This is a genomic window from Nocardiopsis oceani, from assembly GCF_054777395.1.
In genome coordinates, this window is the sequence record NZ_BAAHAR010000061.1 from 14,951 (window position 1) to 37,228 (window position 22,278).

Consider the following 22,278-nt stretch of genomic DNA (forward strand, 5'->3'; position numbering starts at 1 on the left):
ACCTGTGCCCAGGTCAGCCATGCGAAACTCACCGCATGGCCGCACCGTACCCCGGCCCCTACGGGCCGCCCCCGCACGTGGACGCCCGCGAACTGCGCCCCTCGCGCGCCTGGTTCTGGGTGGGCGGCGCGCTCATCCCCCTCGCCATCCTGCTCGGCGTGGTCCTGTTCATCCTCATGATCATCCGGGCCCTGGCCCTGCCTGACTTCGAGGCACGCACCCAAGGCGCACAGAGCACCACCTTCACCGTCGACGCCGAACAACACCCCGAAGACGGATGGCTGCTCTACGGCTCACCCAGCTCGGTGGACCACACCGCCTGCGCCCTGAGCGACGCCGACGGCCAACCGCACGCCTTCACCTACCCCACCTTCAACCACGAGGTCGACGGCACCGACGGATCCTGGGCCATGATCGGCATGGCCACCCTCACCGAACCCGGCGAGTACACCCTGGCCTGCGACGCCCCCGAGGACGTCCGCTTCGGCCTGGCCTACGGCGACGACGCCACCGGCGGCATCCTGGGCAACCTGTTCGGCGCACTCGGTTCCGTCCTGCTCATCCCGTTCCTGGGCATCGTGGGCGGGGTCCTCATCATCATCGTCACCGCGGTACGCCGCGGCCGCCACCGCCAACGACTCCGCCAAGAACGCATGTCCTACCCGGGGCACAACCCCTACCAAGGCACCTACCCAGGGCCGCAACCGCCGCCCTATCCGCCCCAGGGCGGACATCCGCCCCAGCCGCCCGGTCAGGGCCCGCACCAGCCCTGACCACCCACCCCCACTACGTGCCCCAGCTCCGCCAAGGGACCAATCACGCACCCCTCACCTGCGGTGACAGCACAACGAAACACCCCGGACACCACCACCCAACCGGCGCGAAACACCCACCCGGTTGCCTGAGGAGCGTCCGCCGCCGCATCCCGCAGGAGCCACCCCATGGAAGAACTCGTCGTCATCGGCAACGGCATGGTCGGCCACCGACTCGTCGAGGCCCTCCGCGACCGCGACACCGCCCACCACTGGCACATCACCATCGTGGGAGAGGAACCCCGCACCGCCTACGACCGCGTCGCCCTGTCCTCCTACCTCGACGGCACCACCGCACACGACCTGTCCCTGGGCGACCTGCGCGGCCCCCGCGTCGACGTACACGTGGCCGAACAGGCCACCGCCATCGACCGCACCGCCCGCACCATCACCACCTCCTCGGGCCGCCTCCTGCCCTACGACCACCTCGTCCTGGCCACCGGATCCACCCCTTTCGTTCCCCCCATCCCCGGCCACGACCTGCCCGGCTGCCACGTCTACCGCACCATCGAGGACCTGGACGCCCTCACCGCCGCTGCCCAAGGCGCACGCACCGGCACCGTCATCGGCGGCGGACTCCTCGGGCTCGAAGCCGCCAACGCCCTGCGCCTCCTGGGCCTGCAAGCCCACATCGTCGAACTCGCACCCCACCTGATGCCCGCCCAGATCGACCAAGGCGCCGCGGCCCTGCTCCACCACCTCGTCACCGACCTGGGCGTACACGTGCACACCCGTACCGCCTCCACCGCCGTCGAAGCCGACCCCCACGGCCGCGCCACCCGACTCCTCCTGGAAGACGGCCGCCATCTGGACACCGACCTGGTGGTCTTCTCCGTGGGCATCCGCCCCCGCGACGACCTGGCCCGCACCTCCGGACTCACCCTCGGCGAACGCGGCGGCATCACCATCGACGACACCTGCACCACCAGCGACCCCCGCATCCACGCCATCGGCGAGGCCGCACACCACCGCGGCACCGTCTACGGCCTCATCGCCCCCGGCAACGCCATGGCCGAAGTCCTCGCCGACCGCCTCGTCGGCGGCACCGCCACCTTCACCGGCGCCGACACCTCCACCAAACTCAAACTCCTGGGCGTGGACGTGGCCAGCTTCGGCGACGCCCACGGCCACACCCCCGGCGCCCTGGACGTGGTCGTCAACGACGCCGCCAGCGGCCGCTACGCCAAACTCGTCCTCTCCGACGACGCCACCACCCTGCTCGGCGGAATCCTGGTCGGCGACGCCACCGCCTACGCCACCCTGCGGCCCATGGTGGGCTCACCCCTGCCCGGCGACCCCCTGGCCCTGATCACCCCCGAGGGCGGCGCGGGCCTGGGAGCCGACGCCCTGCCCGACTCGGCACAGATCTGCTCCTGCAACGCCGTCACCAAGGGCCAGGTGTGCCAGGCCATCGAGGGCGGCGCACACGACGTGGCCGCGCTCAAGTCCTGCACCAAGGCCGGCACCAGCTGCGGCTCGTGCGTGCCCATGCTCAAGCAGATCCTCACCCAGTCGGGCATCACCCAGTCCAAGGCCCTGTGCGAGCACTTCACCCAATCCCGCGCCGAACTCCTGGAGATCGTGCGCGCCACCGGCACCACGACCTTCTCCGCCCTCATCGCCGCCCACGGCACCGGACGCGGCTGCGACATCTGCAAACCCGCCGTCGCCTCCATCCTGGCCTCCCTGGGCGGCGGACACATCCTGGACGGCGAACAGGCCACCCTGCAGGACACCAACGACCGCTACCTGGCCAACCTGCAACGCAACGGCACCTACTCTGTGGTGCCCCGCATCCCCGGCGGAGAGATCACCCCCGACAAACTCATCGTCATCGGCCAAGTTGCCCGCGACTTCGACCTCTACACCAAGATCACCGGCGGCCAGCGCATCGACCTCTTCGGCGCCCGCCTCGAACAACTGCCCGCCATCTGGACCCGCCTGGTCGAGGCCGGCTTCGAATCCGGGCACGCCTACGGAAAATCCCTGCGCACCGTCAAGTCCTGCGTGGGCACCACCTGGTGCCGCTACGGCGTCCAAGACTCCGTCGGACTGGCCATCCGCCTGGAAGAGCGCTACCGAGGCCTGCGCGCACCCCACAAACTCAAATCCGCCGTCTCAGGCTGCGCCCGCGAGTGCGCCGAAGCCCGCGGCAAGGACTTCGGCGTCATCGCCACCGACACCGGCTGGAACCTGTACGTGGGCGGCAACGGCGGCTTCACCCCCCGCCACGCCCAACTCCTGGCCGGCGACCTGGACGAGGACACCCTCATCCGCTACATCGACCGCTTCCTGATGTTCTACGTGCGCACCGCCGACCGGCTCCAGCGCACCGCCCCCTGGATCGAATCCCTCGAGGGCGGCCTGGACCACCTGCGCGAGGTCGTGGTCCACGACCGGCTCGGCATCGCCGACGAACTCGAGGCCGCCATGGCCCGCCACGTGCACACCTACACCGACGAATGGGCCGCCGTCCTGGCCGACCCCGACAAACTCGCCCGCTTCGTCTCCTTCACCAACGCACCCCACACCCCCGACCCCACCATCAGCTTCACCACCACCCGAGACCAGCCCGTGCCCGCAGCAGGCCCCCTCGACCTGGGCATGCCCGCCACCCCAACCCCACAACACCCCGCACAGGAGACCACCCGATGAGCGTCCTCACCCCCGCACCCACCACCACCGACTGGGTCACCGCCTGCCCCGAACACCGCCTCGAACCCGAGATCGGCCTGGCCGTCCTACTCCCCAGCGGCCGCCAAGCCGCCCTCTTCCGCACCCACGACCACCACCTGCACGCCGTCGACAACCTCGACCCCCACACCGGCGCCACCGTCATCTCCCGCGGCATCGTCGGCGACCGCGCCGGCGAACCCACCGTCGCCTCACCCATGCTCAAACACATCTTCTCCCTACGCACCGGCCAGAGCCTGGACGATCCCCACACCCGCCTGACCACCTGGCCGGTGCGCCTACACCACGGCACCATCCAGATCGCCACCCACCCACACCACACACCACAGGGGACACCGTGACCACCACCCAACCCACCCACCACACACCCCCCGGCCCCGAAGCCACCACCGCACCCCTGGCCGGGTTCACCGTCGCCGTCACCGCCGCCCGCCGCGCAGAGGAACTCAGCGCCCTCCTGCGCCGCAAAGGCGCCGACGTCATCGCCGCACCCGCCCTGCGCATCGTCCCCCTCAGCGACGACCAACGCCTGGCCACCGTCTCCGAACAACTCACCCACCACCCCGCCGACGTCGTCGTGGCCACCACCGGCATCGGCTTCCGCGGCTGGGTCGAGGCCTGCGAAACCTGGGGCATGGCCGACCCCCTCCTGGCCAGCATGCGCTCCTCACGCCTGCTCTCCCGCGGCCCCAAAGCCAAAGGCGCCATCCGCGCCGCCGGACTCCACGAAGAATGGTCCCCACCCTGCGAATCCTCGGCCGAAGTCCTGGACTACCTCCTGCACGACGGCGTCGAGGGACTCCGCGTAGCCATCCAGCTCCACGGCGAACCCCTGCCCGACTTCACCGCCGCCCTGCGCATGGCCGGAGCAGAGGTCATCGAAGTCCCCGTCTACCGCTGGACCCAACCCGAACACACCGCACCCCTGGACCGCCTCATCGACGCCATCACCACCGGGGGAGTGGACGCCGTCACCTTCACCAGCGCCCCCGCAGCCGCCGGACTCCTCACCCGCGCCCACACCACCGGCCAGGACACCCACCTCATCCACGCACTGCGCGGCCACGTCCTACCCCTGTGCGTGGGCCCGGTCACCGCCCGCCCCCTCATGGCCCACGACATCCCCACCCTGTGGCCCGAACGCGCCCGCATCGGCGCCCAGGTCCGCACCCTGACCAAGGAACTACCCGCCCGATTCCCCACCCTGCGCGTGGCCGGCCACCACCTGCGCCTGCGCGGCCACGCCGTCCTGGTCGACGGCGCCGTCCACACCCTCTCGCCCACCCTCATGCGCCTGATGCGCGCCCTGGCCCACCGCCCCGGCCAGGTCCGCGACCGCGCCCACCTGCTCAGGTGCCTGGGGGAGGACGCCGACGCCCACGCCGTCGAAACCGCCGTGGCCCGCCTACGCACCGCCCTGGGCGACGCAAAGATCATCCAGACGGTCGTCAAACGGGGCTACCGCCTGGCTTTGGACACCCAGCCGTGCTGAACCCCACCCTGATCCTGGCCGTGCACGGCACCCGCTCACCCCAAGGCACCGCCCTCACCCACTCCCTGGCCCTGCGCGTGGGCGAGGTGATCCGGCGTCCCACCCGCCTGGCCTTCGCCGATGTGGCCCACCCCACCGTCGAAGAGGTCGCCGCCACCACACCCGGCCCCCTGGTGGTAGTGCCCGCCTTCCTGGCCTCGGGCTACCACGTCCGCGTCGACATCCCCCACCAGCTCGCGCAGGCAGGCCGCGCCGACGCCGTCATCACCCCAGCTCTGGGCGAGCACCCCGCCCTGCTGGACACCGCACAACGCCGCCTGGCCGCCGCCGGTTACCGGCCCGGCGATGCCCTGATCCTGGCCTGCGCCGGCACCTCCGACCCCCACGCCCAGGCCGAACTCGACCAGGCCGCCCAGCGCCTGTCCCACCAAACCGGCGAGCCCGTGCACCTGGCCTACGCCGCCACCAGCGCCCCCTCGGTGGACGACAAGGTCGCCGAACTCCGCGAGGCGGGTCACCAGCGGGTCAGCGTGGCCACTTGGCTACTGGCCCCAGGCCTGTTCCACGAGCGCCTCAAGGGCTCGGGGGCCGATACGGTCGCCGAGCCGCTCTGCCCGGACTCGGCCGTGGCCCACGCTGTAGCCGACCGCTTCCAGCGCGCCTGCCTGCCCCAGCCTGCATGGTTGAAGCCCGCTGCTCGGTGAGCGACGGGCTTCCGTGGTCGCGAAGGTGCCGGGCTGACCGGAGACGGCCCGGGCCCAGCCCGATTCAGTGAGGCGAACGCCAATCGTCCGAGCGCCGTATTTCACCGAACACCCAGAACCGTGAGGCCGGGCATCTGAGCTTCGCTTCGCAGGAGTGGGCGGCTCTGCTTGGCGGGGTGCGTTCCCAGACTCGTTGACCTCAGACCCCCCGGCGGCCCTTCGTTTCGACGGAGGGCCGTTTTTGTGCGAAAAGAACACTTTCGCAAAACGGACCAAGTAGGGCGAGTTTCGCATTTTGGTTTTGTGGGTTGTTCCTCGGGTCTCTCGCGTGTGCGGATTTGAAAGAAAGACCCACGAACTCTTGTTCGGATCGCTAAGTTGGATCGCGACAAGAAAAAACCCGACCCGGTGCTACAAACACCCGGTCGGGTTGTGGCCGACGCCTGGACAAACAGGTTGGTCGACTGAGCCACCTCAACCCTCTCAACAAGAAGAACGACTCAACGACTCATCGTGTTCTCAACAAGAAAGGCGACTCATCGTGGAGTCTAGCGCTTCAACCCTCCCCAGCGCATCCGAAACTCCGAATCCGGCTGGTCTTTCTCTGCCCCCTCTGCCCCGCAAGCGTCCCCGGGGCGCGCTCCAGGGGATCGGGTTCATCCTCGCGATCTGGGTCCAACAGATCTTCAGCAAGGGCCTGTTGCCCTCACTGCGCTCAGTGTCGGCCCTGATAGCCATCGCCGACGCGGTCGACGTCGACGGCCGCTGGTGCTTCTACTTCCTGGAGAACCTGGCCAAGCGCTCCGGCGGCACCCTCAGCGTCAGCAGCCTCAAGCGCGCCATCGACGACCTGGCCGACGCGGGCATCGTCCGCAAACTCACGCGCTCGGAGACCATCGCGTTCTTCGCCGAGGACCTCCAGCGCGGCCGCTCCACCTACCAGCTCCCCTGTGTACTGGAGCTCCTCGTTCCCGCTGAGGACTATCCCGACCTGGTCCTGGGAGAGATCAACGCCTGCCGCGCCCAACTGGGGGAGGAGCCGCTCACCACGCACAACCGGCCGCCGTTGAGGCGCCGCCCGACCCCAGCTCAAGTTGAGCTGACCCCCAGCTCAGATCGACCTACAGACTGTTCCCCTGGTGACTGTTCTGGAGAGGGGGCGGATGGTTCCGTCCGTGGGACCTCAACCACAGGAGAGCAAACCCGACAAAAACCCCGGATTGGCCTCTTCGGCATTATTGAACGAATTCCCAACAAACTCCTGTCCGCCCCGATAGCGGATCGGGAACGGTTGGCACGGGCCGTGGAGAAACTCCTGCGCCAAGGGCTGGGCGAGGCCGAAGTTCGGGTGCTGCTCTCAGGGCTGGAACTCTTGTGGCGCCCTTTCCCGGCACTGATGAAGCGGCTGCGCGACATCCGTACCGCACGCCGCTACCTGGACGGCACTCTGGGCCGAGGCATCCACGGAGCGAACATGCCCACACCACCATGGTCAGACTGGGGTGAGGACGACCCGTTCGCCCAGCCGGAACAGTTCCTGGTGGACAGCCACGGAAAGGCCTGCGGTACCTGCCCCGAGCACCCGACCGTGCGCAACGTTCCCGGTGACACCTGCGCGATCTGCGGGCGGCTGTGTCGCTCGGTCCCCGACGAACTCATGCACGAACCCGCGCCGGAACCCAACGCATCGCCCCAGGGCGGGTCGGTGCCAGAGATCCCGGAACACTTTCCTCCAGAGGACGTCGCCTTGGACCCACAGATGTTGGGGCAGATAGCTGCCTCTCTGAACGGCACGGGGCGCACCCCTGCCGACGAGCCGGTCCCGCGGGGCGGATTCTGGCTCTCACCTGGTTCAGGGCTGTCGCCCAACGCCCAAGCTGTGGCTGCCCGAGCACGCGAGCAGATCAAGAAGGCCCCCAAACCCATAGACCTCGATTAGGGGAAGGGGAAGCACCGTTTCCGTCCGCCTCAGCATGCCCACGAGCAACCAAGCCAGCCCCGCGTCCGGATGCACATCAGGCGCGCTCACCCGCTTCGGGACCGCTGCACACAGGAACCCCAAGTCCAGGCCCCGCGTGAGAACATCGAGCGCCCATCCACCCCCGAATCCCCGTTCGGAGTACCAGGCCCCAGGAGAAGCCGTTGCGGCCACGCCGTCCTGGTCGACGGCGCCGTCCACACACCAGGAGGAAACGTTGCCGCCGCCCCCGCCCACCGCGCTCCACCCCGCCCGGGCCAGCGACGCCCCCGTCATTACGAACCTGCGCGATGACCTGGCCCGCTGGCAGCAAAGCCGGGGCATCACCCAGTGGGCACCGGGGGAGGTGGGCGCGCACGAGATCGCCGGGCAGATCGAACACGGCCAGTGGTGGGTGCTGCACCAGCGCCACACCCTGGTGGCGACGGTGCGCCTGCTCACCCAGGACCCGCTGGTCTGGCCCGACACGCTTGCGGAGGCCACCTATGTGCACGGGCTCATGGTCGCCCGCTCCGCCTCCGGCCACGGGCTGGGCGCCGGCGTGCTGGCCTGGGTCGAGGCCCGGGCAACCGCCCGCCAGCACACGAGCGTGCGCCTGGACTGCGTCTCGGACAACCACCGGCTGCGCGCCTTCTACGAGCAGCGGGGCTATACGCAGCGCGGGCACGTGGGATTCGGCCCCGACTCCACCTGGCATCCGGTCACCCGCTACGAAAAACCCCTGGTCTAGAAAGCACGCACCGCGCGGGCGTGGCCACAACCGGCAAGCCGTGCACGAAACACCTCTGCACCGGGAAGGCCACGGTAGGGCCCCGCCACAACCCCCGGGATCCCACACCCCCGACCGGATCCACCCCCTTTGCAGAGGACGGCCGTGCCCACAGCACCCAAGGCCTCACGCCCCACCGAAGAGCCCACCTACGACCGCGCCGTCGGCGCCCTGCTCGGCCCCCTGACCGCCGCGGCCCTGGTCGGCACCCCACCTGCCCTGGCCACCCGGTACGCCGCGGCCGCCACCACACCCGCCAACCCCGGGGGAGAGGCCGACGAAGACCCCGCCCGCGGCACCGCCCGGTTGGCCCACCTGACCCACACAGCCCTGGCCCGGGTCGTCGCCAACCCTGAAGCCGATGCCGCCCCGGTGCCTGCCCGCACGGCCCCCAGCGACCCCGTCCAACACGCCTGGACCCGGGCCCTGCGCACCCTGGTGAGCACCGCCACCCCACCGGCCCAGGCACCCGAGCTGGAACACACCGCCAGCGACGCCCCCCTGGGCTCCTCCTGGCGGGCCCTCATGCACACACCCCACCCCTCCCACGACCCCGCCAGCGGCACCTTCGCCTGCGCCCACCTGGTCGAGACCGTCTGGGCGGCCTACCGTTCCTGCGGTGACCTGGCCGCCCTGTACGCGGGCGCCCTGGCCGGCGCCCGATGGGGTGTGTCGGCCCTGCCCCTGCAGGCACTGCGCCGCCTGAGCGAGCACACCGACCCCCACGCCCTGACCTGCGCCGCCCTGGCCAGCGCCCGCGGCGGCCCGCTTCCTGACCACTGGCCCGAGGCACCCATCCGGGCCCGTCCCGAGCGGCGCCTTCCGCCCTTCGCCGTACCCCACCCCTTGGATCCCGACGTGGTGTTGGGCAACCTCGACCACCTGCGCACCCGCCCCCGGGACGTGGACGCGGTGGTCTCGCTGTGCCGCACCCACCCCAGCGACGCACCCCACCTGACCGGCGCCGACTGGATCCGGGTGTGGCTGCACGACACCCCGGGCCGCAACACCAACCCGCACTTCACCTTGGACGAGGCCGCCGCGGCCGTGGCCGCACTGCGCGCCGAAGGCAAACGGGTGTTCCTGCACTGCTGGGCGGGCGCCTCCCGGACCCCGGCCGTGGCCGCCCGCTACGCCACCGCCGCCCTCGGCGCACCGGTCCTGCCCACGCTGACCACCCTCATCCACACCGTGGGCGGACACCTGGACAATCCCACCCTGTCCCGGGCGGTCGCCGAACTCAGCGGCCTCACCCTGCCCGACCCCGCCCGGACCCTCTTCCCCCAGGGAATGCCCCCGCGCCGCCTCGCACTGCGGTCCGTGCAGGTCAGTGGGTGAGAAGTTCCACAAACTCTCTCTTTCCGGTACCGTTACGCTCGCGTTACCCCTTAGGCTCTGCGCTCAGACCCCGTGCAAGGCCACCGGAGGTCCCACACCTCCCGCGTGCCCGGCCCCACCCATCTCCCCGGGGCCCGCACCACATGGCGCCACACGCCCCTGACGGCACAACAGCACCACGCCGGGGCGAGGGCCACACCCTGTTTCCCGTTCGAAGGACTGCGCTGTGGGCAAACACGAGCCCGAGTTCCCACCCGCCGACGGTCACCACGAGCCCACCGAGGCCGCGACCGTCCCCGTAGGCCCCCGTCTGGCCGCCGCGCGCTCACGCAAGAAGCGCGCACTGGTCGTGGCCTCGGCCGCCGGCCTGACCCTGGCCGTGGGCGGCACCGCCGCGGCCGCGGTCATCACCACCGGCGGCGACCCGCAGGACGCCACCAGCGCCGCCAGCACCCCGCAGGCCGAGCCCGAAACCCTGGTCGTGGAGGAGCCGCAGGAGAGCGAGGAGCAGGACGGCGAGGCCGACGGCGACGAAGACAGCCCCGTGGCCGCTCCCCAGTCCCTGTCCGCCTCAGGCTCCGACATCCTGGAGGAACCCGAGGAGGAAGAGGAGCCCGAGACCAGCTCCGAGGACTCCGAAGGCTCAGGCGACTCCGGTGGCGGCAGCGGCGAAGGCGGTACCTGCGAGGCCTCCTTCTACGGTGAAGGCTTCCACGGCTCCACCACCGCCAACGGCGAAACCTTCGACACCCAAGCCATGACGGCCGCGCACAAGACGCTGCCCTTCGACACCATGGTCGAGGTCACCAACCCCAACAACGGCTCCTCGGTCACGGTGCGCATCAACGACCGCGGACCCTACATCGATGGCCGCTGCCTGGACCTGTCCACGGCCGCCTTCGACGAGATCATCGGCACCGGCTCCGGCGTGGGCCAGGTCGACTGGGAAGTCGTGGGCTAGCACCCGCCCCCAGCAAGCACAGGCGCGCCCCGAACCCCCCGGTTCGGGGCGCGTTCTCGTCCCCAGGCCCGGAATTCAGGCGTCCGCAAGGAACCGCCGCCCGGGACGCCCCCGGGCCCGCCCACACATGCAAGGCGCCCGCCCCGCTGGCCTGCGCGAACACCCCGCACACACCACCCGGGCCCGCGTACAATCCCCACCAGGCACCGCACGCACCACCCCCGCCCCTGCCGCGTGTGCGGCCCCACACGCCACCATGCCGTGGCACAATCCCCACCAACTCAACCAACACCAAGGGGAGTCCGGGCGTTGTTCCGCACCACCACCGGCTGGGTCGTCTCACCCACCGACCTCGTCGACACACTGGAGTGCGGCCACCGCAGCGCTCTGAAAACAGCGCTGGCCGCCCACCTGCCCGGCGCACCCCGGCCCGAGGACATCGACCCCCTCGTCGCCCACCACGGCCACGTCCACGAACAGGCCGAACTCGACCGCCTGAGCTCCCTGTTCGACGACATCGCCCACATCGACGCCCCCAAACCCGACGACCACTCCCTGGCCGAAGCCGCCCGCACCACCGCCGAGGCCATGGCCGCCGGGGCCCCCGTCATCTACCAGGCCTCCTTCCACCACCCCCTGGCCCCGGGTGTGGCCTTCCACGGACGCGCCGACTTCCTCATCCGCTCCGACCTGGACCCCGCCACAGGCCACAAACGCCAGGACGCACCCACCGACTGGGCCTACGAACCCTGGGACACCAAACTCGCCCGCCGTCCCGGCCCCTCAGCCATCGTCCAACTCGCCGCCTACGCCCACGCCGTCGCCGTCCTGGACGGGCGCACCCCCCACCACATGCACCTGCTCACCGGCGACCAGCACACCCACACCCTGCCCACCGCCGAGTTCACCCCCATCCTGACCACCCTCACCCACCGCCTCATCGACCACCTGGCCCAAGAGCCCGCCCTGCCCACCCCCACCTGGGGCCAACCCCGACCCGCCTGCGAGGGCTGCGGCTACAACACCTGGTGCACCCAAGGCCGCACCGCCGCCCGCCACCTGTCCCTGGTCGCCGGACTGCGCACCGACCAGGCCGCCAAACTCACCGACGCCGGCCTGACCACCATCGACGCCCTGGCCCACGCCCACGACCACGACCGCCCCACCACCCTGCCCCGCCGCTCCTTCGACCAACTGCGCGCCCAAGCCGCCCTCCAAGTCCGCCAGGACACCACCCGCACCCCGGCCAACCCCCAAGGCGAGGTCACCGCCGAAGTGTTCGCCCCCGACGGCCTGACCACCCTGCCCCCACCCAGCCCCGGCGACGTCTTCTTCGACATGGAGGGCTACCCCTACCACTCACGCCAGGGCGGCCGCGGCCTCGAATACCTCTTCGGCGCCACCACCGAAGACACCGACGGCACCGAAACCTTCCACGCCTTCTGGGCCCACGACCGCACCCAAGAGAAAAAAGCCCTCGAGGACTTCGTCGACTTCGCCACCCAACGCATCGACACCGACGACGGCGCCCACATCTACCACTACGCCTCCTACGAAGTGGACCGCCTCAAACACCTCAGCTCCGAATTCGCCACCCGCGAGGAGGAAGTCAACCGCCTCCTGCGCGAGGGCCGCCTCATCGACCTCTACACCGTGGTCCGCAAGAGCCTGCGCGTGTCCCAGCGCTCCTACTCCATCAAGTACCTCGAACCCCTCTACCTGGACACCACCCGCGCCGGCCAGGTCACCACCGCCACTTCCAGCATCGACGCCTACGCCGCCTACCTGGCCGCCCACGAAGCCCACGAGACCGCCGAAGCCGACAAGATCCTGGACGGCATCGCCCGCTACAACCGCGACGACTGCCACTCCACCGCCCGCCTGCGCGACTGGCTCGAAGAGCACCGCACCGCCCAAGGCATCACCGACCGCCCCCTGGTCCAGTTCGAACTCACCGAAGCCGAGGCCGAACGCGCCCGCAAACGCGCCGAAAAAGCCGCCCGCCACGCCGCCCTGACCGACCCCCTCCTCGAACACGTCCCCGACCAGGCCGAAGAGCGCACCGACGACGACCACCCCCGCGCCGCCCTGGCCGCCCTGGTCGGCTACTACCAGCGCGAAGCCCTACCGCCCTGGCGCGAGCACTACCGCCGCACCGGCGCACCCCTGCAAGACCTGGAGTCCGACACCGACTGCGCCGTGCCCTGGCAGATCCACACCGGCGAGTGGATCGAACCCACCGGCCGCCAGAAGAAGGCCCGCCGCGAACTGTCCATGCGCCTGGACACCTCCCACCCCCACCCCTTCACCCCCAACCAACAAGTCAAGCTCCTCTACCCCGGCGCACCCGGCCAACAAGCCACCACCACCGACGCCACCCTCACCCACACCCGCCCCGACCAGCTCACCCTCACCGAAACCTGCGACGTCGACGCCACCTACACCCGCCCACCCGTGGCCGTCCTGCCCGGAGCACCGGTCAACCCCCAACCCAAGGACGGCGCCCTGGAACAGGTCGCCCGCCAGAGCGTGCAAGCGCTGCCCACCTGGCCCCACCAGTGCGGAACCGACGTCCTGCGCCGCCTACCGCCCCGACTCAAGGGCGGCGGCCCCCTCCCGGACCCCGCCGCCTTCGACGGCGACCTCATCGCCGCCACCATCGCCGCCGTGGACCAGCTCGACGACTCCTACCTGGCCGTCCAAGGCCCACCCGGAGCCGGAAAGACCTACCTGGCCGCCCAGCTCATCACCCACCTGGCCGCACAAGGCCGCAGCGTGGGCGTGTGCTCCACCAGCCACAAAGCCGTAGAGAACGTCATGTCCTCGGCCGTACGCGCCACCAACGAAGCCGGGGTGGACCTGGCCGCCGCCAAACGCGCCAAAGGCCGCGGCAAAGACGCCGCAGACCCCGACCTGCCCTGGGAACAGCCCACCACCGCCCAGGCCCTGGCCACCTGGCGCACCAAACGCACCACCGAAGGACGCTCGGTGCTCATCGGCGGCACCGCCTGGGCCATGGCCAACGCCGCCATGGTCGCCGACCCCCTGGACGTACTCATCATCGACGAGGCCGGACAGTTCGCCCTGGCCGACACCCTCGCGGTCTCCGCCGCCGCCCACAACCTCGTCCTGCTGGGCGACCCCCAACAACTACCCCAGGTCGTCCAAGGCACCCACGGCGAAGGCGCCGACGCCTCAGCACTGCAACACCTCATGGCGGCCGAGCACATCATCGACCCCGCGCTGGGCTACTTCCTGGACCAGACCCGCCGCATGCACCCCGCCGTGTGCGCGCCCGTCTCCGCGCTCTCCTACCAAAACCGCCTGCACGCCCACCCCTCCACGACCGACCGCACCCTGACCGGTCCCGCACCGGGCGTGTACGCCCACCCCGTCACCCACCGGGGCCGCACCACCCACAGCCCCGAAGAGGTCACCGCGGTCGTCGAGGCCGCCCGCGCCCTGGTCACCCAACACCTGACCACCGACCCCGACACCGGCCCACGCCCCCTGACCGGCGACGACATCCTGGTGGTGGCCCCCTACAACCTCCAAGTGCGCGCCCTGCGCCAGGCCCTGGCCGAGGCCACCCACACCACCCCGGCCCTGGAGGGTGTGCGCGTAGGCACCGTCGACCGCTTCCAAGGACAAGAAGCCGCCGCCGTCATCTGCTCCATGACCACCTCCAACGCCGCCGAGACCAGCCGCGGACCCTCCTTCGTCCTGGACCGCAACCGCCTCAACGTCGCGCTCTCACGCGCCCAACTCCTGGCGCTGGTGGTGCACTCACCCGACCTGCTCACCACCGCGCCCCGCAGCCTCGACGAACTGCGCCTACTGGCCGCCTTCACCGGCCTGGTCTCCCGCGCCCACCCTTGGCCCGCCCCCTGACCGGCCACGCCCCACCCTGGGTTTCGGACACCTCCCAGGTGGAGTACGTTTTAGGGAGCACACCATGCCCGGCCGTCGGCGCCCAGGCGCCCGCCGGGTGGGCAAGGGTGTGCCCCGCAGGTCCGCCTCCCAGCGCCCGACGGTGTGCCTGAAGCTCTGGCCCGCCACCCGTTCTCGAAAGGCACCACGGCCCCCGTGTCTGAACGTCCCTCTACACGCGGCGGTGGACGCAACACACGCCACCCCACCGGCATCCGTGTCGTCATCTGCATCCTGGCCCTGTTCGCCCTGGTCCTGGGCCCCTTCGGCTACATGATGGGGATCGACGCCGACTCGCACGCCGGCTCGGCCGCAGAATGGTTCACCCTGGCCTTCGGCGCCGCGGTGGGCATCCCCTTCCTGGCCGCGGCCGTGGCCACCGTGGCCGGTGACCGCAAGGCCGCCCTGTGGTCTCTGGTGCTGCTGGCCTGGCCCGTCGTGTTCGTGGTGGTCATCCACCTCACCCAGCTGGCCGGGTAGGCTCCCGGGCGTGTCACCGAAGAAACGCAACCGCCGCAAGCCCCAACAGGGATCCGACCAGCAGGGGCCCGACCAGCAGCCCGACAACCCCGACCAGGGCAGGGTCGATCCGGGCCAAACCCCGGAAAAACGCCCCATCAGCCGCACCCCGGTCACGGTCCAAGGCCCGCCCGACCGGCGCATCACCGTGCTGTGGGTCATCCTGTGGTCGCTGTGGGCCCTGGGCAGCCCGCTGGCCCTGGCCGCGCTGCTCTTCGCCGGCCTGGACGCCTTCGAGGCCACCACCGACCCGGCCCTGGCCGACCCCGCCCAAGCCGCCGACATCGCCGAGCAGGCCGTGCGCACCATCGGCAACGCCCTGATCTGGCTGCTCCTCATGGCCTGGGGCGTGCCCGCCATCGGCGCCGTGACCGCCCTCATCCTGCGCCGCAAGATGGCCGCCATCGCCTTCAGTGTCGCCCTGGCCCTGTCCGTGGGCCTGCTCCTGCTCGCCATGCCCCCAGCCGACCTGTGGGGGGCACTCACCACCCACCTGCTGGGCTGAGAACACCCGCCCGCCCCACCTCCCACCACCGGGACCCGACCCCGGCCACAATGGAACATCGTGAACACCACCGACCCCGCCGACGAACCCACGCCCCGGGCAGAAATCACCCTGCCCGAGACCGTGCGCACCCGACTAGAGCGCCTGGACCACGGTGTACTCGTGGACACCCGCGCCCTGGAACGGGTCCGTGAACGCTTCGACACCGAACAGGCCCAGATGCTGGGCCAGTTCCTGACCAACGCCCAAGCACCGGCCACCCTGCGCGCCTACCGCGCGGACTGGACCTCCTTCGGTGCCTGGTGCCTGGCCGAGGGCCGCACCAGCCTGCCCGCCGACCCCGTTGACGTGGCCGTCTACCTGGCCGCCTGCGCCCACACACGCACCGACGACGGCACCACCTGGGCGCTGGCCCCCGCCACCCTGGAACGCCGCGCCGCGGCCATCGCCGCCGTCCACGGCGCCCACGGCCTGGACTCACCCACCCGCGCCGAGGTGGTGCGCATGACCCTGCGCGGCATCCGCCGCACCCGCAAGGCCCGACCGCGCCGCAAGGCCCCCGTCGTTCTGGCCATCTTGGAGGCTCTGCTCGCGGTACGCCCCGCCGAAGGCCACCCTGGGGGAGTGGCGCGCAGACGCGACGCCGTGCTGTTGCTGACCGGTTTCGCCGGAGCGCTGCGCCGCTCCGAACTGGCCGCGCTCACCTTCGACGACCTGGCGCTGCGCACCGACCCGGCCACCGGCGCCCCCACCCTCGTGGTCTCCCTGGGCGCCACCAAGACCGACCAGGAGGGCCGCGGCCACCAACAGGTGGCCCTGCCCCGCGGGCGCCACCGCCTCACCTGCCCGGTGTGTGCCCTGGCCGACTGGTCGGACCTGATGCGGGTGCACCGCGACGGGGCAGACCCCGCGGTACGCGAACACCTGCGGGCCCTGCCCGCCACCCCGCCCGAGACCGCGCACTCCTGCCAGCGCCTGAAGCGCCTGGAACTGGCCGACGGCTCCGAGCGGCCCCTGCTGCCCGGGGTGGACCGCCACGGCCGCCTGGCTGCGCGCCCCATGTCCACCCGCGCCGTGGGTGACGTGGTCAAACGCTACGCCCAGCGGGCCGGGTTCGACCCCGACGACTTCGGCGGCCACTCCCTGCGCGCCGGCTTCGCCACCCAAGCCGCCCTGGGCGGGGCCACCGACCGCGAGATCATGCGCCAGGGCCGCTGGACCAACCCCGGCACCGTCCACGACTACATCCGCACCGCCAACCCCCTGGAGGACAACGCCGTCACCCGCCTGGGCCTGTGATCCCACCCAGGGACGTGACCCGCACCTCAGAGGCCACACCCTCATCTCGAAACATCAACAAACCCATCAGTAACACCATATACAGCCCGTTAACGTGCGATCCTTCCCTGATGACACATGAGGTTGGTTGCGTGAGAAAGGGGGCGGACCCATGGTCGACGAGTTTCGCGCAGCATTCCAAGAACTGATCGACGCCTCCGTCGCCACCGACCCCCAACAGTTCCCACCAGCCGTCCACAAGGTCTACCTCCTGGCCTCCCAGATCCCCACCTCCGAGCGCGAACTCGCCCTGGAGGCCCTCACCCCCCTGCTCTCCGGAGACCACGCCGCCCCCGGCATCATCGCCGACCTGTCCGTGGTCGCCGGCGCCCTCGTCGAAATGGGCACCGACCCCGGCCCCGCCGGCATCGAAATCCTGCACCGACTGCGCACCATGGGCAACGGCGCCATCGTCTTCCTACGCGCCTGGGAACGCACCGGCGGCGGCGCCCCACCCGACCCCGACGCCGTCACCGCCGACGCCGAAGCACGCGTAGCCGCCGACCTGGGCCCCAACGCCCCCGCCGCCACCATGTGCTGGTGGACCATCCGCCGCCACGGCCTGGCAGCCAAGACCATGCTCAGCGAATCGAGCGTGCGCACCCACATCCGCCGCGACCCCTCCCTGCACGCCCAGATCGTGGCCATCGCCAACCAGCTCAGCGGCCAACTCGCCGAGTTCGACGAGGTCCGCACCCTGCTGCGCATGGCCGAGGCCACCTCCGCCCTGGTCATGGACCGCCACTCCACCCGCGCCTTCCGCGTGCTCTTCGACGGCATCGGCGACAACTTCCAACTCCACACCCTGCTCGCCGACGCCCTGATCGGCCCCCAGCGCCAAGGACTGCCGGGCGACCCGCCCGACCCGCGCTGGACCGCCTCCTTCCGCGACAGCCCCGTCGACCCGGCCGCACAGACCGTGTGGGGCTGGTGGAACCTGGTCGCCCACGACGGCACCTGGGTGTGGAACGAGGGCCTGCCCGCCGAGATCCCCACCATCGACGGCGAGCACGTACTGGTCCTGGACGAGCAGCCCTACCCGCGCTCCTGGAACGCCGGACGGCGCCACCCGCACGTGCGGGGCTGGCTGGAGGTGGAGTCCGAGCTCACCGAGGAGGAAGCCGACCTGTGGTGGAAGCGGGTGGCCCCGGCCGAACCCGCCATCCCCGAAGAGGACTCCGAGGACCACCCGCCGCTGCCCGAACCGGTGGTGCTGTACGCCGACGACGAAGGCGCCGAGGCCCAGCGCGTGCGCGGTTTCATGCCCCCGGCCCAACCCGCCGTCCACCCTGAAGCCCGCCCCGAGTCCGAGCCCGAGCCCGAGGCGCAGCGCGTGGCCGCCGACCCACCGCGCTCTGAACCGGCACCGGAACCCGCGCAGGGTGCGGGGGGCGCAGAGCCCGCGCCCCAAGCACAGGCCCAGCCCGAGCCGGGGCCACAGGACGCTACGCCCCACGACGAAGCCGACCCCGAACCCCAGGCTGGCCCTGATCCGGAGGCCGAGTCCGCGACGGAGCCCCCGGCCGCGGCGCAGTCCAGTGCCCCCGCCAAGGACCAGGGCCCCAGCGACGCCAACCCCACGGGCCTGCCGCGGCTGCCGCGCGGGGTCTCCAAGAGCTCGGGGTGGGGCCCCACCTGGCGCTAGGGCTGGTCGTCCTGCCTCTCAGAGGCGGTGACGCGGCTCGTGGTGGGCCGGGACCGGTTCCGCCCGGGTGGCGGTGCGACGGGGACGGCCATCGTCATCGTCCTCGTCGTAGAGGCCGTCGAAGTACTCGTCCTCCTCGGTGGGCGCCGCCTCGTCCCGACGGACCCAGCGCCCGCCCACGAACAGGGGAGCGCACAGCACCAACGCCATCGGTACGAACACACCCAACGGCAGCAGCACCAGGGCGCCCTCGGTGCCGGGCAAGGTGGGCAGGCGCTCCAGCAGGTGCATGCGCAGCAGCGCGGTGACGGTCAGCCCGATCAGGACCAAGGCGGTGGTGAAGGGCAGCATGGGGGTCAGGCGCGGGGGAACCGCGACCAGAGCGATCAGGAGGCCCACAGCCATCAGTCCGGCCAGCGCCACGGGCCCGGTGCCCTGTAGGGCACTCAGACCATCGGCGTGCAGGCCCCGCAGGTGAGCGAACGCCCAGCCGGTCACCAGGAGCAGGACCGGGCCCAGGATCAGGCCCGACAGGAAGCCGACGAAATGTCGCACGAGGGTGACTCCTCTCAGGGGTTGAGCAGCACCTTAGCGACAATAGCCAAGTTCGGCACCTAAACCTCAACCCGGCCATCTCGGACACCAGTGTGCGCCCACCAAAGACCACACCAGGCCCGCACACCCCACTAGGCTGACCCCGTGAGCCACGAAGACCCAGCACACGACCCCCACGTCATCGAGCTCGCCACCCGCCTGTTCGGTCACGCCCGCGCAGGCCACACCCACGCCCTGGCCCCCTACCTGGAGGCCGGGATCCCGGCCAACCTGACCAACGACAAAGGCGACACCCTATTGATGCTGGCCGCCTACCACGGCCACACCGACACCGTCGCCCTGCTCATCGACCAGGGAGCCGACCCCGACCGCCTCAACGACCGCGGCCAATCACCCCTGGCCGGAGCCGTCTTCAAAGACCACGCCCCAGTCGTGGAACTCCTGACCCGCCGCGGCGCCGACCCCGACACGGGCACCCCCACCGCACGCCAGACCGCCCAGCTCTTCGACCAGCGCCACTACCTGCACCTCTTCCACAACTAGTGCCGACACCAGCGGCCACCCCCCCCACACAGGGCGACGCCACGGCATCGGAATCAGTCTGGACGAGTCACACGCACAACCCGGTGCTCAGGCCGGGGGAGAGGGCGACCAACCGCCGCCCCGCCCTTCACCCTCAGACGCACCCTCAGCCCGCACCCCGGCACCCGAACCGGACCCCCCGATGCGCTCCAACTCCTCAGGGCTCGTACGCCCCTGCACACCCAACACCAAACGGCTGGGCTCGGCCCGGCCCCACCGGCGGCGCGCCTCGTAGGCCAGCACCGCCACCACCACCGCCGTCACGGTCGCCCACAGGGCCTGACGGTGCTCGGCCAGCGTAGCCATGGCCACGAAGATCGACACCAACCCCAGCAGAGTCGCCCACGTCAGATACGGGAAACCCCACATACGCAGCGACAACCGCTCCGGGGCGTTGCGCCGCACCCGAGCACCCACCACCAGCTGCGAAGCACAGATCGTCAAAAACAGCACGAGCAAGATCGCACCGATGGAAGCCACCAGGAACGGGAACACCTGACCCGGGAACAGGAAGTCGGCCACCACAGCGGCATAACCCACCACCGTGCCCAACAGGATCGCCCGCACCGGCACACCGCGCCGGTTGGTCCCGCGCAGCACCCGCGGCGCATCCCCCTGACGGGTCAGCATGAACAACATCCGCGAGGACGTGTACATCGCGGCGTTGAGCACACTCAACACCGCGATCAGCACCACGATCTCCATGATCAGCGCCGCCCCGGGAATCCCCACCGTCTCCATCACCACCACGAAGGGGCTCCGGTCCAACTCAGTGGAATTCCACGGCACCACCATGACCACCACCACAATGGAAGCCACGTAGAACAGGCCGATCCGCCACAGCACATTGGTGATGGCCGAAGCCACGTTACGGTCCGGCTCAGCGCTCTCACCGGCAGCGATCGTGATGATCTCCACCCCGCCAAAGGCGAACAGCACCACCACGGTCGCACCCAGCACCGCGACCCAGCCGTTGGGCGCGAACCCGCCCAGCTCCCACAAGTTGGTCACCGACGACCCGTCCGCACCACTCCACAACCCGAAGGCGTAAAGCCCGCCCACCAACAAAAACGCCACAATCGTGGCGACCTTGATCAGGGAGAACACGGACTCGGTCTCAGCGAACACACGCACCGAGATCAGATTGGCCACCGTCATGGCCAACAGGACCATCAACGCCAAAGCCCAGCCCGGCACGTCCACCCACTGGCTCAGAATCGCAGCACCGGCCACGGACTCAGCCGCCACCAGAACCGCATACATCCACCAGTAGACCCACCCGATGGTGAACCCGGCCCGCGGCCCGAAAGCCAAACGGGCGTAATCCGAGAAGGACCCCCCGGCCGGAACCGACACGACCATCTCACCCAGAGCCCGCAAGGTCAGAAAGACCAGGGCCCCAGCCAACGCGTAGGAGAGAACCGCCGCGGGTCCCGCGGTCTGGATCACCGCACCCGAGCCGATGAACAGCCCAGCGCCCACCGATCCGCCGATAGCGATCAGTGCCATGTGTCGGCGGCGTAGCGAATGTGCCAGCCCCGACCCGTTGTCTGTTTGTGCCGACTCATCGGTCGACGTTTCACTTCGTGTCACATGCCCCACCATAGGACGAAAGGTTCATCACACTTCTCACCAGACCCCACCAAGAGCCCACCAAAACCAGAAATGTGCGCCAGACCACAACCCCCGCCCGAGGGCGACAACCACCCACCACACCCCATGCGAGAACCACGACCCCTACAACACCACCCCACCCCCACACCATCCCCAACTTGACTGCTCCCCTCCCTGGAGGGAGGGGATTGTCGCCCCCTCCCGCCATGAGAACTGCGGGGATTCGCGGCTCAGGCCGCCTGGTCGTCCTGCGGACGATCAGGTCTGACGCCCTCAACACCGCCCGGGTTCAGACCCGCCCGGACCAACATCACGCGCGCGGAGTTACGGTCCCGAGGCCGGGACACCCCGCACGCGGTACAGGTGTAGGTACGTTCGGACAGCGGCAGGCGGTGCTTGGCTCTCGCCCCGCAATCACCGCAGTCCATCGTGGTGTGGGCCGGGCGCACCAGGTACACAGCCCTCTGGTGTTTGCGGCCCATCTCGATCAGCGCCTGCTTGGTGGCACCGATCGCGGCATCGGCGGCTTTGCGGGCCATGGTCGACTTGGCCAGGAACTTCGGTCGGAAGTCCTCCACCGCGATCGCGTCGTGATCGGACACCACCTTCTTGGCCCACTTGCGCCCGGTGTCCTGGCGCTGGCGGGCTACCTTCTTGTGGACCTTGGCCGCCTGCCGCTTGGCCTTCTTGTAGCCCTTCGACGCGGGCTGGCCCTCTCGGCGTGCGCAAGGTCGTGTTCGGGGCTGGTGGTGGTCGCGACCTCCTTGACGCCCCAGTCGATCCCGATGACCCCACCCGTTTCGGGCAGCGGTTCGCAGGCAGCGGGTACCACGAACGAGGCG

The 22,278-nt window shown here is 70.5% G+C and carries 18 protein-coding genes; 15 read left to right on the forward strand and 3 right to left on the reverse strand.

Annotated elements, in window-relative coordinates; translation table 11 throughout:
• The first annotated feature begins 35 nt into the window (after positions 1–35).
• The 14 genes from ACYVDG_RS29110 to ACYVDG_RS29175 all read left to right on the forward strand — a co-directional run bounded on the left by ACYVDG_RS29110 (position 36) and on the right by ACYVDG_RS29175 (position 18,685).
• Positions 36–773, forward strand: coding sequence for a hypothetical protein (locus ACYVDG_RS29110; protein ID WP_460761476.1), 738 nt, complete (start codon positions 36–38; stop codon positions 771–773).
• A gap of 168 nt (positions 774–941) precedes the next feature.
• Positions 942–3,467 (forward strand): nitrite reductase large subunit NirB, encoded by a 2,526-nt coding sequence (gene nirB, locus ACYVDG_RS29115; RefSeq protein ID WP_460761481.1) that lies wholly within the window; start codon positions 942–944, stop codon positions 3,465–3,467.
• Positions 3,464–3,847, forward strand: coding sequence for a nitrite reductase small subunit NirD (gene nirD, locus ACYVDG_RS29120; protein ID WP_460761485.1), 384 nt, complete (start codon positions 3,464–3,466; stop codon positions 3,845–3,847). Before nirB ends, nirD begins: the two co-directional genes overlap by 4 nt.
• A complete protein-coding gene (locus tag ACYVDG_RS29125; protein WP_460761491.1) occupies positions 3,844–4,998 on the forward strand; it encodes a uroporphyrinogen-III synthase in 1,155 nt (384 codons plus the stop codon). The genes nirD and ACYVDG_RS29125 overlap by 4 nt, the downstream gene beginning before the upstream one ends.
• Positions 4,992–5,702 (forward strand): sirohydrochlorin chelatase, encoded by a 711-nt coding sequence (locus ACYVDG_RS29130; RefSeq protein WP_460761496.1) that lies wholly within the window; start codon positions 4,992–4,994, stop codon positions 5,700–5,702. Before ACYVDG_RS29125 ends, ACYVDG_RS29130 begins: the two co-directional genes overlap by 7 nt.
• Positions 5,703–6,402: 700 nt before the next feature.
• Positions 6,403–7,641, forward strand: coding sequence for a hypothetical protein (locus ACYVDG_RS29135; protein WP_460761501.1), 1,239 nt, complete (start codon positions 6,403–6,405; stop codon positions 7,639–7,641).
• A 256-nt stretch (positions 7,642–7,897) separates the two neighbouring features.
• Positions 7,898–8,410 (forward strand): GNAT family N-acetyltransferase, encoded by a 513-nt coding sequence (locus ACYVDG_RS29140; protein ID WP_460761504.1) that lies wholly within the window; start codon positions 7,898–7,900, stop codon positions 8,408–8,410.
• Between the two features lie 144 nt (positions 8,411–8,554).
• Positions 8,555–9,787: a dual specificity protein phosphatase family protein gene (locus ACYVDG_RS29145; RefSeq protein ID WP_460761507.1), complete on the forward strand. Its 1,233-nt coding sequence runs from the start codon at positions 8,555–8,557 to the stop codon at positions 9,785–9,787.
• A gap of 226 nt (positions 9,788–10,013) precedes the next feature.
• Positions 10,014–10,748, forward strand: a complete 735-nt coding sequence (locus ACYVDG_RS29150) for a septal ring lytic transglycosylase RlpA family protein (protein ID WP_460761511.1) — start codon at positions 10,014–10,016, stop codon at positions 10,746–10,748.
• Between the two features lie 309 nt (positions 10,749–11,057).
• Positions 11,058–14,639 (forward strand): TM0106 family RecB-like putative nuclease, encoded by a 3,582-nt coding sequence (locus tag ACYVDG_RS29155; RefSeq protein ID WP_460761515.1) that lies wholly within the window; start codon positions 11,058–11,060, stop codon positions 14,637–14,639.
• A gap of 195 nt (positions 14,640–14,834) precedes the next feature.
• A complete protein-coding gene (locus ACYVDG_RS29160) occupies positions 14,835–15,158 on the forward strand; it encodes a hypothetical protein (RefSeq protein ID WP_460761521.1) in 324 nt (107 codons plus the stop codon).
• A gap of 10 nt (positions 15,159–15,168) precedes the next feature.
• Complete coding sequence (locus ACYVDG_RS29165) at positions 15,169–15,702, forward strand: hypothetical protein (protein WP_460761526.1); 534 nt, start codon at positions 15,169–15,171, stop codon at positions 15,700–15,702.
• A 60-nt stretch (positions 15,703–15,762) separates the two neighbouring features.
• Positions 15,763–17,001 (forward strand): site-specific integrase, encoded by a 1,239-nt coding sequence (locus tag ACYVDG_RS29170; protein ID WP_460761529.1) that lies wholly within the window; start codon positions 15,763–15,765, stop codon positions 16,999–17,001.
• A gap of 151 nt (positions 17,002–17,152) precedes the next feature.
• Positions 17,153–18,685 carry a hypothetical protein gene (locus ACYVDG_RS29175; protein WP_460761534.1) on the forward strand — a complete coding sequence of 511 codons (1,533 nt, stop codon included), beginning with the start codon at positions 17,153–17,155 and terminating at the stop codon, positions 18,683–18,685.
• Positions 18,686–18,703: 18 nt separating this feature from the next.
• On the opposite strand, the gene ACYVDG_RS29180 is transcribed toward ACYVDG_RS29175, so the two are convergent.
• Positions 18,704–19,240: a hypothetical protein gene (locus ACYVDG_RS29180; protein WP_460761537.1), complete on the reverse strand. Its 537-nt coding sequence runs from the start codon at positions 19,238–19,240 to the stop codon at positions 18,704–18,706.
• Positions 19,241–19,384: 144 nt separating this feature from the next.
• On the opposite strand from ACYVDG_RS29180, the gene ACYVDG_RS29185 reads away from it, so the two are divergent.
• Entirely contained in the window at positions 19,385–19,783 is a 399-nt protein-coding gene (locus ACYVDG_RS29185) for an ankyrin repeat domain-containing protein (RefSeq protein WP_460761540.1), read from the forward strand.
• A gap of 87 nt (positions 19,784–19,870) precedes the next feature.
• Here ACYVDG_RS29185 and ACYVDG_RS29190 read toward each other — a convergent pair whose 3' ends face one another.
• Positions 19,871–21,331, reverse strand: a complete 1,461-nt coding sequence (locus ACYVDG_RS29190) for an amino acid permease (protein WP_460761546.1) — start codon at positions 21,329–21,331, stop codon at positions 19,871–19,873.
• A 335-nt stretch (positions 21,332–21,666) separates the two neighbouring features.
• The coding region (locus ACYVDG_RS29195; protein ID WP_460761552.1) for an RNA-guided endonuclease TnpB family protein at positions 21,667–22,278 on the reverse strand (612 nt) is incomplete at its 5' end.

Coding starts and splice junctions, on each gene's coding strand:
- nirB (WP_460761481.1), top strand. CDS start 942: ATGGAAGAACTCGTCGTCATCGGCAACGGCATGGTCGGCCACCGACTC.
- nirD (WP_460761485.1), top strand. CDS start 3,464: ATGAGCGTCCTCACCCCCGCACCCACCACCACCGACTGGGTCACCGCC.
- ACYVDG_RS29175 (WP_460761534.1), top strand. CDS start 17,153: ATGGTCGACGAGTTTCGCGCAGCATTCCAAGAACTGATCGACGCCTCC.
- ACYVDG_RS29110 (WP_460761476.1), top strand. CDS start 36: ATGGCCGCACCGTACCCCGGCCCCTACGGGCCGCCCCCGCACGTGGAC.
- ACYVDG_RS29190 (WP_460761546.1), bottom strand. CDS start 21,331: ATGGCACTGATCGCTATCGGCGGATCGGTGGGCGCTGGGCTGTTCATC.